Origin of the sequence: Kineococcus rubinsiae (assembly GCF_011839805.1) — a bacterium.
Classification (GTDB): Bacteria; Actinomycetota; Actinomycetes; order Actinomycetales; family Kineococcaceae; genus Kineococcus; species Kineococcus rubinsiae.
The window spans coordinates 1-13,227 of sequence record NZ_VWPY01000080.1; the positions used below are offsets into that span (position 1 = coordinate 1).

Here is a 13,227-nt window from a genome sequence, read left to right on the forward strand (position 1 = left end):
CGTCGGCGCCCACGCCGGCCCGCCCACGGCGGCCCCCGTCGAGCGCTGCCCCTCGTGCGCGAGCCGCGTCGGCCCCCGCGAGGAGTGGTGCTCCCTCTGCCACGCGTCGCTGCGGACGGCCCCGGCCGCACCCGCCGACGAGCCCGCGGTCGACGAGCCCCCGCTCGACGAGCTCGCCACCGACGAGCCCGCCGGACCTCCCGCCCCCGCTGCCCCCGGGACCACCGGTGCAGGCGAACCACCGGAGCTGGACGACGCGGTCGTCGACGCCATGCTGGCCGAGCTGTCCGGTGCGCAGCCGGCTCCGGGCGTCCGCGGGCTGCGCAGCCCCCGGACGAAGGTCCTGGTCGCCGCGCTCGGAGGGGTCGGCCTCACGGGCCTGCTGCTGCTGGCGATGACCGCCGCGGGCGCGATCCTCGGCTGAGCGGGCGCCCGGTAACCTGCGCTGCGGGGCTCCGACGCAGCGGGTCCCAGGTGACCCGGTCCTGGTTCCTGACCCGTCCCGGTCGACCGTCCGCCGCAGGTCCGTTCCAGGGGGTTCCCAGCTCGCATGGCCCAGCACACCGACGAACCCGCCCAGAACGCCGTCGGCGTCGACATCGGCGGGACGAAGATCGCCGCGGGGGTCGTCGACCACCGCGGGGAGATCCTCGCCAGCACGCGGCGCGAGACCCCGGCCACCGAGCCCGCGGCCATCGCCGACGCCGTGGCCGACGCGGTCGCCGAGCTCGCCACCACCCACACCTTCGGCCCCGTCGGGGTCGCCGCGGCCGGCTTCGTCGACGCGGCCCGCTCGACCGTGGTCTTCGCCCCCAACCTCGCGTGGCGCGACGAGCCCCTGCGGGCGCGCCTGGAGGACCGGCTGCACCGCACGGTCGTCGTCGAGAACGACGCCAACGCGGCGGCCTGGGGCGAGTTCCGCTTCGGCGGCGGCCTCGACGAGCACGGCGTCGCGGTCGACGACGTCCTCATGCTGACGCTGGGCACGGGCCTGGGCGGCGGGATCATCGCGGGCGGGCAGCTGCTGCGCGGGGCGGCCGGCGCCGCGGCCGAGGTCGGGCACGCCCGCGCCGTCCCGGACGGCCGCGTCTGCGGCTGCGGCAACCGCGGCTGCTGGGAGCAGTACGTCTCGGGCAACGCCCTGGTGCGCCAGGGCCGCGACCTGCTCCGCTCGGGCGACCCGCTCGGGGCGGGGCTCTCGGCGGCCGCGGGCGGGAGCCTCGACGCCGTCGACGGCCCGATGATCACCCGCCTCGCCGCGGCGGGCGACGCCGGCTGCGCCGGGCTGCTGTCGGAGCTGGGCCGCTGGCTGGGCGAGGCCGTGGCGACGTTCTGCGCCGTCCTCGACCCCGAGGTCGTCGTCATCGGCGGCGGCGTGTCCTCGGCCGGGGAGATGCTGCTGGCCCCGGCGCGCGTCAGCCTGGCCGCCAACCTGGCCGGGCGCACGCACCGCAAGCCGCCGCCCCTGCGCGCCGCCCGCCGCGGCAACGACGCGGGGACGATCGGCGTCGCGGACCTCGCCCGCACCGCCTGACCTGACCCCACCGCCGGAGCGGGCGTCGCCGCCCGCCCGGACCGCACCGCCGCCCGGCTCCACCGCCCGATCGCCCCTCCCCGCGACTCCGAGGACCCCGCCATGGCAGCTCCCCGCACGACCCGGCCGCGCCGCGCCCCGGACCCCCGGCGTGCGGCCCTGCAGCAGCGGCTGCGGCAGCAGACCCGCCGCGCGCTGATCGGGGACGGCCCGGCGGTCGGGGTCGACATCGGGGGGACGAAGGTCGCGGCCGGGGTCGTGGACGGCGACGGCCGCGTCGTCGCGCAGCTGCGCCGGGACACGCCCACCAAGAGCCCGCAGGCGGTCGAGGACACCATCGCCGAGGTCGTTGAGGAGCTCGCCAGCCAGCACGAGATCGTCTCGGTGGGCATCGGCGCGGCGGGCTTCGTCGACGCCGAGCGCGCGACGGTGCTCTTCGCGCCGCACCTGGCGTGGCGCAACGAGCCGCTGCGCGAGGCCGTCGAGCGGCGGGTCCGCGCCCGGCTCGGCCGCCGCGTCGGGCGCCGCACCGTGGTCGAGAACGACGCGAACGCGGCGGCCTGGGGCGAGTACCGCTTCGGCGCGGGCCGCGGCGAGGCCCGGCTGGTGTGCGTGACGATGGGCACCGGCATCGGCGGGGCCATCGTGAACTCCGGGCGGGTGCAGCGCGGCCGCTACGGCCTCGCGGGCGAGTTCGGCCACATGATCGTCGTGCCCGGTGGTCACCGGTGCGAGTGCGGGAACCGGGGCTGCTGGGAGCAGTACGCCTCCGGCAACGCCCTGGTGCGCGAGGCGCGGGAGATGGCGCGGGCGCAGTCGCCCGTCGCGCACGCCCTGCTCGAGCTCGCGCAGGGCGACCCCGAGGCCATCACGGGGCCGCTGGTCACCGAGGCGGCCCGCGCGGGCGACCCGGCGGCCATCGAGCTGTTCGAGGAGGTCGGGCGCTGGCTCGGCATCGGCATCGCGAACCTGGCCGCGGCCCTGGACCCGGGCACCGTCGTCATCGGCGGCGGGGTCTCCGACGCCGACGAGCTGCTGCTCGGCCCGGCGCGCGAGGCCTACCGGCGCACGCTGACCGGCCGCGGCTTCCGGCCCGAGCTGCGGATCGTGCGCGCGCAGCTGGGCCCGGCCGCGGGGCTCGTGGGTGCGGCCGACCTCTCGCGCGGCTGGGGCTGAGGGCGTGGTCTCCGGCCGACCCGCGGCGCGGCTGCGCGTCGCGACGCTCAACGTCCGCGAGCTGAAGGACGACGGCGCGGCCCTGCGCCGGGTCCTCGTGGCGCTCGCGGCCGACGTCGTGTGCCTCCAGGAGGTCCCGACGCACCCCTTCGCCGGGCACCGCCTGGGCGACCTGGCCGCCGACGCAGGCCTCTGGGTCGCGGCGTCCGGGACACCGGGGGCGGGCACGGCCGTGCTCGCGGCCTCGCGCGTCGACGTCCGCGCCGGGCAGGTCCGCGCGCTGCCGACGCCGCGCGTGCGCAACCGGCGCCCCGTGCGCCGCCGCGGCTGCGCCGACGCCGTCGTGCGCGTCCCGCTCGGCACCGGGTGGTCCCGCGACGTCCTGGTGCGCAGCGTGCACCTGGGCCTGGAGGAGGGGGAGCGGGAGCGGCACGCCGCGGCGCTGACCCCGTCGGCGCCGCTGCCCGGGCCGTGCGCGCCGTGGCAGCACGTGCCCGTCGTCCTGGCCGGCGACCTCAACGAGGGCCCCGAGGGGGCGGCGCGGCGGCGCCTCAGCACGGTCCTCGTGGACGCCGCGGAGACCGTCGGGGCGGAGTTCGCGACCTTCCCCGCCCGCGCGCCCCGCCACCGCATCGACCTGCTGCTGCTCGACCCGCGGCTCAGCGTCACCGCGGTCACGACGCCCGAGCTGGCCCCGGGCGACGCGGCCGCGGCCACCGACCACCTGGCCGTCGTGGCCGACCTGCTGGTGCCCGCGGACGACGGCTCCTGATCCCGGGGCGGCGGCCGCCGATGAGTTCGCCGCCGCCCGCTGGTCTGCCGGTGACCGACGCCGACCTCACCGGGAGCAGCCATGGGACTCGTCCACCTCGAGGTGTTCGCCACCCTCGACCTCGTCGGGCAGGCGCCCGGCGGCCCCCGGGAGGACCCGGAGGGCTTCCCGTTCGGCGGCTGGCAGGCGCCGCTGGTGGACGAGGTGTCCGGCGCGCAGGTCCTCGCCGCCTACGAGGGCACGGACGCCCTGCTGCTCGGCCGGCGCACCTACGACATCTTCGCCGCCTACTGGCCCCGCCAGACGGGCCCGGACGACGCCTTCGCCGCGGTGTTCAACCGCGTGCCCAAGTACGTGGCCTCCCGCGGCACGCCCGACCTGTCCTGGGCGGGCTCCAGCCAGCTGGGCCCCGACCTGCCCCGCGCGGTGCGCGAGGTCCGCGACCGCCACGAGCACGTCAGCGTCGTCGGCAGCCTGGACCTGGTGCAGACGCTGCTGCGGGAGCGGCTGTTCGACCGGCTCGACCTGTGGCTGCACCCGATCGTCCTGGGCGTGGGCAAGAAGCTCTTCGACGGCGGGGCCGTGCCCGCCAACGTCACGCTCCTCGCGCCGCCGGTGGCCGGGCCGCGGGGCACCGTGCACCTGCGCTACGCCCTCGCCGACGGCGTGCCCGCGACGGGCGACATGACCGGGCCGGACGGCACCACCGCGGTCGACCCCGCGCCCTGACCGAACGGGACGCCGACCGGAGCGTCAGACGACGGCGCCGTCGTCGGAGTCGTCGTCGCGGGAGCTGGGCAGGCGCACCACGAGCGTCGCGAAGCCGGCGACGAACACGACGGCCGTCGCGGCCGTGACCAGCGCCGGGACGTCGCGCCACACCAGGGCGACCACCAGCAGGAACAGCGGGGCGCCGATGACGGCGATCCACGCGGCCCAGCCGACGAGGTCGCGGGGCAGCGGCTGCGGCTCCGGCGGAACGAAGCGGTCGTCGAGCCCCGCGAGCGCCATGTCCTCGTCGACGTCGTCGCGCCGCGGCGGCACGGCGGGGACGTCCTCGCGGGGCGCGGGCGGCAGCGGACGCGCGGGGCGCACGGTGCGCGCGGCGTCGGGCAGCGGCGTGGCGTCGGTCCCGGCGGGGGTGCCGGGCCGCGGCGCGGGGGCCGGAGCGTCGGTCCGGCCCTCGGGAGCCCCCGGCGTCCCGCCCGCGTCGGGATCCCCCCAGTGGGCGACGATCTCGGCGAAGGCCGCGTCGACGTCGAGGGGGCCGGATCCGTCGTCCGGGTTCGAGGGCACGCCTCATCGTGGCACGGCGGAACCGCCTGGTCGAGGGAGGACCGCGCACCTCCGGGCCGCGGCGCCCGGGCGGGTGCCCTAGGGTCCGGGGACCCCCCGGCGAGGGCCGGGGACCACGCCACCGACGACGGAGAGGGTGTCGCGCTCCGTGCTCTACTGGCTGATCAAGCTCCTGCTCGCCGAGCCGGTGCTCAAGGCCGTCTACCGGCCCTGGGTGCGCGGCCTGGACCGGGTCCCGGCGTCGGGGCCGGTGATCCTCGCGAGCAACCACCTGTCGCTGACGGACCCGATCTTCCTGCCCGTCGTGCTGCGCCGGCGCATCACCTTCGTGGCCAAGGCCGACCTGTTCACCGGCCCCGGCCTGCGCGGGCGCCTCAGCGGGGTCTTCTTCCGCGGCATCGGCATGCTGCCGGTCGACCGCTCCGGCGGGCGTGCCTCGCGGGCGGCCATCGACGCGGCGGTGGGCGTCCTGCGCGACGGGGAGGTGTTCGGCATCTACCCCGAGGGCACGCGCTCGCCGGACGGGCGCCTCTACCGCGGGCGCACCGGGGTGGCGCGCATCGCGCTGGAGTCCGGCGCGAGCGTGCTGCCCGTGGCCATGATCGGCACCGAGGCCGTCTTCCCGCGCGGCCGTCTGCTGCCGCGCGTGCGCCGGGTGGGCGTGGTCATCGGCGAGCCGCTGGACTTCTCCCGCTACGCCGGCCGCGCGGGCGACCCCTTCGTCCTGCGGTCCGTGACCGACGAGGTCGTCGCGGCCATCCAGGCCCTGTCGGGGCAGGAGTACGTCGACGCCTACGCCTCCCGGGTCGCGGGGCGGCAGGCGCTGGCCCGCGGCACCGGCGTCCCGGCGCCCGAGGACCCCGCGGGCGGCGGGCCCGGCGGCCGCGCCGCCCCGGCCTCACCGCCGCCCGCTCCGCCGACCGACTGAGGCGCCGGCGCGGCCCGCGGGGCGCGCCGGGGGTGTCGGGTTCCCCGGGCGGGCGGGGCGGTGGCAGAGTCGCCGCCACGGCGTCCCACTGCGGGGACGGCGGACGGGTGCCGCGGCGGGCCGCTGACCGCGGGCACGGGACTGCAGACGTCGGGCGGCGAGGTGGCCGCCAGTGAGGGGACGCACGTGCGTGTCGGGATCTTGACCGGTGGCGGGGACTGCCCCGGTCTGAACGCGGTCATCCGGGCGGCGGTGCTCGCGGGGACGCAGCGGCACGGCTTCGAGTTCGTGGGGTTCCTGGACGGCTGGCGGGGGGTCCTGGAGGGCGACGTCGTCCCGCTCGACGAGGCCCGGGTCCGCCCGCTGCTCGCGGTCGGGGGCACGGTGCTCGGCTCCAGCCGCACCAACCCGATGAAGGACGGCGTCGAGGCGGGCGTCGCCGCGGTCCGCGCCTCGCTCGAGCGGCTCGGCGTGGACGCGCTGCTCGCCATCGGCGGCGAGGACACCCTCGGGGTCGCCACGGCGCTGCACGAGGCGGGCGTGCCCGTGGTCGGTGCGCCCAAGACGATCGACAACGACCTGTCCGCGACCGACGCCACCTTCGGCTTCGACACCGCGGTGCAGACGGCCGTCGACGCCTGCGACAAGCTCGCCAGCACCGGCGCCTCGCACCACCGCGCCATGCTCGTGGAGGTCATGGGCCGCCACGCGGGGTGGATCGCCCTGCACACCGGGATGGCCGCGGGCGCCCACGTCACGCTGCTGCCCGAGGAGCCCGTCGACCTCGACGCCGTCGCCGAGACGGTCCGCACCGTCCTCGCGCGCGGCGACGCCCCGCTCATCGTCCTGTCGGAGGGCGCCCCCGTCCTCGGCGACCACGCCGTCAAGGACGCGCCCACCGACGCGTTCGGGCACGTGCAGCTCGGCGGCGCGGGGGAGCAGCTGGACCGCGAGCTGCAGCAGCGGGTGCCGGGCCTGTCCACCCGCCTCACGGTGCTCGGCCACCTCGTGCGCGGCGGCAGCCCGTCGGCGGCCGACCGCGTGCTGGCGACCCGCTTCGGGCTGTCGGCGATCACGGCGCTCGCCGAGGGCGAGCTCGGGACGATGGCGTCGCTGCGGGGCACCGACGTCGTGCAGGTCCCGCTGGCCGACGCCACCAAGGTCCTGCGGACCGTGCCCGAGCACCGCGTCGCGGAGTCGGCGGGCCTGTCCTGGTGACGTCCGGCGGCTGAGCGCCGCCGGTGGTGACGGTCTCTCACCGCTCGTGCCCGCCGCTGGGCCGGCCGGGGTGCGCGACGCGCCCCGGCCGCCGGGCGGCCCCACGCACCCGGAAGTGGTGGGAGACTTCGGCGTGTGAGCAGCTCCACGACGAGGACCGTGTCCGCAGCCGCCGGGCCCAGCAGCAGCCTGTGGCCCGACCTGCCCGCCGCCCAGCAGCCGCAGTGGCCCGACGTGGCCGCCCTGGCCGAGGTGCACGCCGAGCTGGCCTCCTACCCGCCCCTGGTGTTCGCGGGCGAGGCCGACCAGCTGCGCCACCGCCTGGCCGAGGCTGCGCGCGGTGAGGCGTTCCTGCTCCAGGGCGGCGACTGCGCGGAGACCTTCGCGGGCGCCACCGCGGACGGGATCCGCCGCCGGCTGAAGACGATGCTGCAGATGTCCGCCGTCCTCACCTACGGCGCGAGCCTGCCGGTGATCAAGGTCGGGCGGATGGCGGGGCAGTTCTCCAAGCCGCGCAGCAGCAACGACGAGACCCGCGACGGCGTCACGCTGCCCGCCTACCGGGGGGACGCGGTCAACGACTACGCCTTCACCCCCGAGGGCCGCCGGCCGGACCCGCAGCGCCTGCTGCGCGCCTACCACACGGCGTCGGCGACGCTGAACCTCATCCGCGCCTTCACCAACGGCGGCTACGCCGACCTGCGCAAGGTGCACGAGTGGAACCGCGGCTTCGCGGCGACCGCGGCGAACGCCCGCTACGAGGCGCTGGCCCACGACATCGACAAGGCCATGAAGTTCATGGCCGCGTGCGGGTCGGACTTCGACGCCCTGAAGACCGTGCAGTTCTACTCGAGCCACGAGGCGCTGCTGCTGGACTACGAGCGCCCGCTGACCCGCACGCTGGACGAGGAGCCGCCGCTCGCCGGGCCGGCCCCGGGCGACGACGTCCGCCAGGGCGGCCCCTACGACGTGTCCGCGCACATGGTCTGGATCGGGGAGCGCACCCGCCAGCTCGACGGCGCGCACGTCGACTTCGCGTCGAAGATCCGCAACCCGATCGGCATCAAGCTCGGCCCGACCACCACGGTCGACGACGCGCTGGCCCTGATCGAGAAGGTCGACCCGTACCGCGAGCCGGGCCGCCTGACCTTCATCACCCGCATGGGGGCGGGGAAGGTGCGCGAGGCGCTGCCCGCCCTCGTCGACGGGGTGCGCCGCGCCGGCCACCAGCCCGTCTGGGTGTGCGACCCCATGCACGGCAACACCATCACGTCGACGAGCGGCTACAAGACGCGCCGCTTCGACGACGTCGTGGACGAGGCCCGCGGGTTCTTCGAGGTCCACCACGCGCTCGGCACGGTGCCCGGCGGCCTGCACGTCGAGCTCACGGGCGACGACGTCACCGAGTGCCTGGGCGGGGCGATGGAGATCGACGACGCCGCCCTGGGCACCCGCTACGAGTCGCTGTGCGACCCGCGCCTGAACCACCAGCAGTCCCTCGAGCTCGCGTTCCTCGCGGCCGAGATGCTCAGCCCCCACCGCTGAGCCGCACCGCACCAGGAGGGCCCCCGACCGTCGCCGGTCGGGGGCCCTCCTCGCGTGCCATGCCCTAGGGCAGAGGGACCCTCAGACCACGGTGAGCGTGACGGTCGAGCCCTTGGGGGCCGAGCTCCCGGCGGCGGGGGAGCAGTCGCGGACGGTGCCGAAGAGCCCGCCCAGGACGTTCTGCACGGCGACCTCGAACCCCAGCCGCTCCAGCGTCGCGCGGGCCGCGCCGAGCTGCTGCCCCTGGACCTTGGGGATCGCCACGAGCGGCGGACCGCTGGAGACGGTGAGCTGGACCGTGTCGCCGCGGAACAGCGAACCGGTCGACGGCGACTGGGCGATGACGTCGCCCGCGGGCACCGTCTCGCTCGTCTCGGTCCTCGGCTCGCCCGCGACCAGGCCGGCGCCGGTGATCGCCGCCCGGGCGTCGCCGACGCTGCTGCCGACGACGCGGGGCACGCCGATCGGCTCGCGGCCCTGGGAGACGACGAGGTCGACCCGGCTGTCGTGGTCCGCGAGGACCCCCGCCGCCGGCGTGCTGGCGACCACGGAGCCCTCCGGGACCTGCTCGTCGAAGGCTTCGGCGACGTCGCCGACGACGAGGCCGGCGTCGGTGACGGCCTTCTCCGCCGCCGAGCGGGTGGTGCCCGCGACGGCGGGGACGGCGAACTGCTCCACGCCCTTGCTGACGAGGACGGTGATCGTCCCCTCCTTGCGGACGTCGCGGCCGGCGGCGGGGTCGGTGCCGACGACGGTGCCCGCGGGGACGGTGTCGCTGAACTCCTGGCGCTCGTCCACGGCGAAGCCCGCGCGGGCGAGCGTGGTGCGCGCCTGCGTCGGCGTCGAGCCCGCGACCTGCGGGGTCGTGGTGAAAGCGCCCGGGCCGGCGAGGAAGAACCAGACCACCCCGGCCGCGACGGCCAGCACGACGAGCGTGACGACCATGGCGATGACGCTGCGCCGCCGCCGGCGGCCGCCGGGGCCGTAGCCGACGTCCTCCTCGCGGGCGCGTGACACCGGCGCCGCGCCGTCGGCGGGGGCGGCGTCCGCCGCGGCGGGACCGGCTGCGGCGACGGCCGCGAGGTCGAGCTTGACCGTGGCGCCGGAGGGGTCGCCGGAGCCGGCCGGCAGCGCCCCGCGCGCGGACAGCTGCGCGGGGGTGAGGTCGGCGTGCAGGGCGCGCAGGTCGGCGAGCATCTCGACGGCGTCGGCCGGGCGGTCGTCGGGGTCCTTGGCGAGCGCCTTCAGCACGATCGCGTCCAGGGCCGGCGGCAGGCCCGGCACGAGCGAGGACGGCGACGGGGCGTCGTCGTAGACGTGGCGGTAGGCGAGGCGCACGGGGCTGTCCCCGGAGAACGGCGGCTGGCCCGTGAGCATCTCGAAGAGCAGCACGCCCACGCCGTAGAGGTCGCTGCGGGCGTCGGCGACCCCGCGGGCCACCCGCTCCGGCGCCAGGTACTCGGCGGTGCCCATCAGCTCGGCGCCGTTGCCGCCCGTGCTGCCCCGCGTCGCGGCCGCCGACCGGGCGAGGCCGAAGTCGGCGACCTTCACGCGGCCGTCGTCGGCGACGAGGACGTTGGCGGGCTTCACGTCGCGGTGCAGGACGCCCTTGCGGTGGGCCTCGGCCAGCGCGTCGAGCACGGCCTCGGCCACGTCGAGCGCCTCACCGGGGGTGAGCAGCCCACGCTCGTGGACGACGTCGCGCAGCGTGCGGCCCCCGACGAGCTCCATGACGAGGTAGGCGGTCTCGCCGTCGGTGCCCTGGTCCAGGACGCTGACGACGCCGGGGTGGGCCAGGCGCGCGGCGGACTTGGCCTCGCGCACGAACCGCTGCCGGGCCTCGAGGTCGTGGGCGAGGTCGGCGCGCAGGACCTTGACGGCCACCTCGCGCTCCAGGCGCTCGTCCTCCGCGCGGTAGACCACGCCCATGCCACCCCGGCCGATCCGCGCGAGCACGCGGTAGCGCCCGTCGATGCGGCGCCCGACGAGGGGGTCGGAGAGGGTGGCGTCCACGGAGAGCGAGTCTAGGTGGACCGCGCGTCCGTGCCGCCGCCCCGCGCCGGGCGCCTCCGCCGGCGGCCGCGACCGGGAGCACGGGCCCGCGGGCGCCGCCCACCACGCCGCGCGGAGGCGCCGGGGCGCTGGCCCCGGGCGCTGATCGGCGGGAGGGTGATCCCGTGAGCGACCACGACGACCACCCGGCCACCGGCGGCAGCGAGAGCGCGGGCGGCGACGCCCCGGGAGCAGGCGGTGGCCACGGCGCCGCGGGTGCCCGGCAGGACGGCCGCGGCGGCGGGGACCCGGTCGCGACCCTCCTGGTGCTCGGCGCCAGCGGGGACCTCGCCTCGCGGCTGCTGATGCCGGGCCTGGCCCGGTTGCTGGTCTCCGGGCGCGCGGAGGACCCCGCGCACGGCCACGGCTCCTCGCTGCGGCTCGTCGGTGCCGGGTCCGAGGACTGGGACGACGACCGCTGGCGCGAGGTCGTCACCACGGCCTTCGCCGGCGTCGAGGAGGGCGAGGAGGGGGAGGCCGCGCGCGCCGTGCGGGACGGCAGCCGCTACGCGCAGGTCGACGTCACCGACCCCGACGCCCTGCTGGCGCTGATGGGCTCGTGCACCGCACCGGTGGCCGTGTACTTCGCCCTGCCCCCGGCGGTCACGGCGAAGGCCTGCGCCGCCCTGGTCGGGCGGCCGCTGCCCGCGAGCACCCGTTTGGTGATGGAGAAGCCCTTCGGCTCCGACGAGGCGTCCGCGCACCGGCTCAACGAGGTCGTCGCGCAGCTCGTGCCGGAGGAGCACGTGCACCGCGTCGACCACTTCCTGGGCACCTCGACGGTGCTGGGGACCCTCGGCGTGCGCTTCGCCAACCGGATCTTCGAGCCGACCTGGAACGCCGGTCACGTCGAGCGCGTCGACGTCTTCTACGACGAGGACCTCGCGCTGGAGGGCCGGGCCGGCTACTACGACCACGCCGGCGCCCTCGTCGACATGATCCAGAGCCACCTGCTGCAGGTGCTCGCGGTGCTGGCCATGGACGCCCCGGCCTCGCTCGACGAGCGGGAGTTCCGCGACCGCAAGGCGCAGCTGCTGCGGGCGACGCGGCTGGCCGGGCCGCCGGCGCAGGCGAGCCGGCGGGCCCGCTACACCGCGGGCCGGATCGGGGAGCGCGACCTGCCCGACTACGCCTCCGAGGACGGCGTCGACCCCGCGCGCCGGACCGAGACCCTGGCCGAGGTCGTGCTGCACGTCGACACCTGGCGCTGGGCGGGCGTGCCGTTCCGCCTGCGCTCCGGCAAGGCGCTGGGGCGGGCGCGCAAGGAGGCGGTCATCACCTACAAGCCGGTCCCGCACCTGCTGACCGGGCTGCGCGGGGAGCCGGTGCCGACGCGGCTGCGCCTCGGCTTCAAGCCGGACACCGTGAGCCTCGACCTGAACGTCAACGCCCCCGGCGACCCGTTCGACCTCGACGCGGCGACGATCACCGCGGACCTGGGCGACTCCCAGCTGCCCGCCTACGGCGAGGTGCTGGCCGGCGTCCTGGACGGCGACCCGCTGCTGTCGGTGCGCGGGGACACCGCCGAGGACTGCTGGCGCATCCTCGCCCCGGTGATCGCGGCCTGGCGGGCCGACGAGGTGCCGCTGGAGACCTACGCGGCCGGCAGCGAGGGCCCCGAGGCGACGGACGACTTCCCGGCCGTGTGACGACTCCCGGACGGACGCGCCGGCCCGGCGGGCTCCGGACCGGCGCGCCCGCTCAGCGGAAGCGCGCTTGCAGCGTCTGGACGTTGGCGACGTAGCGCCGGGTGTCGTCGTACATCCCGCGGGCCCGCACCGAGGCGTTGCCCTGGTAGTAGGACGCGATGGCGACGTCGGGGGCGTTGTTCGCGACCAGGGTCCGCAGGATCGCGACGCCCGCCTTGGCGTTGTCCTCGGGGTCGAAGAGGTCGATGTCCTCGCCCAGCAGGTCCTCGGCCCACTCCCCGGAGCCCGGCAGGACCTGCATGGCGCCGATCGCGTTGGCGTCGGAGACCACGCGCATCCGGAAGCCGGACTCCTGGAAGGCGATGGCCAGCGCGAGCGAGGGGTCGACGCCGAGGCGCACGGCCGTGGACCGGACGATCTCCTGCATGCGCGCCTTGCTCGGCAGGTCCGCGTCCGCGAGTCGGGCGCGGTTGGCGGCCGCGGCCTCGACGACCGAACCCGCCTTCACGGGCGGTGCGGAGGGGGCGGCTGCCGCCCCGGCGCCCAGGGAGAGCCGCTGGCCCTCGCGCAGGAAGCCGTCCGCCCCGAGGTCGTTGGCCGCGCGCAGCGCCGCGACCGTGGTGCCCTGCGCGGCGGCGATGCCCGAGAGGGTGTCGCCCCGGCGCACGGTGTAGCCGCCGGTGGGGGCCGGGGCCTCCTCGGCCTCCTGCGCCGGCGCGGGGGCGCCGCCGAGGGTCAGGACCTGGCCGTCGCGGATGAAGCCGCGCGCGTCGAGGCCGTTGGCCTCCCGCAGCGCCCGGACGGTCGTCCCGGTCGCCGCGGCGATCGAGCCGAGCGTGTCGCCGCTGCGCACCGTGTAGGCGCCGGTGCGCGCCGCCGGGGCTGCGTCGGCGGCTGAGGCGCCCGCGGCGGGGATCCGCAGCTGTCGGCCCTCGACGATGCGGGCGCCCGCGTCGAGGCCGTTGGCCGCGACGACGGCCGCGACGGTCGAGCCGTGGCGGGCGGCGAGCGCCCCCACGGTGTCCCCGCGGGCCACCGTGACGACGAGGTCGCCCGC

11 protein-coding genes and 1 pseudogene are annotated in these 13,227 nt (G+C 77.4%); 9 read left to right on the top strand and 3 right to left on the bottom strand.

The features are described 5' to 3' along the window. From F1544_RS21820 to F1544_RS21840, 5 genes and pseudogenes are all read left to right on the top strand, one after another. Positions 1-424 (top strand): annotated as a pseudogene (locus F1544_RS21820) (hypothetical protein); the annotation flags it as partial. Between the two features lie 126 nt (positions 425-550). Continuing rightward, positions 551-1,534, top strand: coding sequence for an ROK family protein (locus F1544_RS21825; RefSeq protein WP_167588305.1), 984 nt, complete (start codon positions 551-553; stop codon positions 1,532-1,534). A 102-nt stretch (positions 1,535-1,636) separates the two neighbouring features. Next, positions 1,637-2,710, top strand: coding sequence for an ROK family glucokinase (locus tag F1544_RS21830; protein WP_167588306.1), 1,074 nt, complete (start codon positions 1,637-1,639; stop codon positions 2,708-2,710). A 4-nt stretch (positions 2,711-2,714) separates the two neighbouring features. Continuing rightward, the gene (locus F1544_RS21835) at positions 2,715-3,482 is read left to right on the top strand and encodes an endonuclease/exonuclease/phosphatase family protein (protein ID WP_167588307.1); all 768 of its coding nucleotides are present in this window, start codon (positions 2,715-2,717) and stop codon (positions 3,480-3,482) included. 81 nt (positions 3,483-3,563) lie between these two features. After that, positions 3,564-4,211 (top strand): dihydrofolate reductase family protein, encoded by a 648-nt coding sequence (locus tag F1544_RS21840; protein ID WP_167588308.1) that lies wholly within the window; start codon positions 3,564-3,566, stop codon positions 4,209-4,211. A gap of 24 nt (positions 4,212-4,235) precedes the next feature. On the opposite strand, the gene F1544_RS21845 is transcribed toward F1544_RS21840, so the two are convergent. Further along, entirely contained in the window at positions 4,236-4,778 is a 543-nt protein-coding gene (locus tag F1544_RS21845) for a hypothetical protein (protein WP_167588309.1), read from the bottom strand. Positions 4,779-4,914: 136 nt separating this feature from the next. Between F1544_RS21845 and F1544_RS21850 the strand changes: the two genes are divergently transcribed. From F1544_RS21850 to F1544_RS21860, 3 genes are all read left to right on the top strand, one after another. Then, the gene (locus tag F1544_RS21850) at positions 4,915-5,706 is read left to right on the top strand and encodes a lysophospholipid acyltransferase family protein (protein ID WP_308470259.1); all 792 of its coding nucleotides are present in this window, start codon (positions 4,915-4,917) and stop codon (positions 5,704-5,706) included. Positions 5,707-5,892: 186 nt separating this feature from the next. Next, positions 5,893-6,924 carry a 6-phosphofructokinase gene (locus F1544_RS21855; RefSeq protein WP_167588310.1) on the top strand — a complete coding sequence of 344 codons (1,032 nt, stop codon included), beginning with the start codon at positions 5,893-5,895 and terminating at the stop codon, positions 6,922-6,924. Positions 6,925-7,059: 135 nt separating this feature from the next. Further along, entirely contained in the window at positions 7,060-8,469 is a 1,410-nt protein-coding gene (locus tag F1544_RS21860; protein WP_308470260.1) for a class II 3-deoxy-7-phosphoheptulonate synthase, read from the top strand. 81 nt (positions 8,470-8,550) lie between these two features. Here the strand turns inward: F1544_RS21860 and pknB are convergent, their stop codons facing one another. Next, positions 8,551-10,482, bottom strand: coding sequence for a Stk1 family PASTA domain-containing Ser/Thr kinase (pknB, locus tag F1544_RS21865; RefSeq protein WP_167588311.1), 1,932 nt, complete (start codon positions 10,480-10,482; stop codon positions 8,551-8,553). 164 nt (positions 10,483-10,646) lie between these two features. Here pknB and F1544_RS21870 point away from each other — a divergent pair, with 164 nt between their 5' ends. Then, a complete protein-coding gene (locus F1544_RS21870; protein ID WP_167588312.1) occupies positions 10,647-12,170 on the top strand; it encodes a glucose-6-phosphate dehydrogenase in 1,524 nt (507 codons plus the stop codon). 52 nt (positions 12,171-12,222) lie between these two features. Here the strand turns inward: F1544_RS21870 and F1544_RS21875 are convergent. Then, positions 12,223-13,227 (bottom strand): lytic transglycosylase (locus F1544_RS21875; protein ID WP_167588313.1); only part of this gene is annotated, 1,005 nt, incomplete at its 5' end.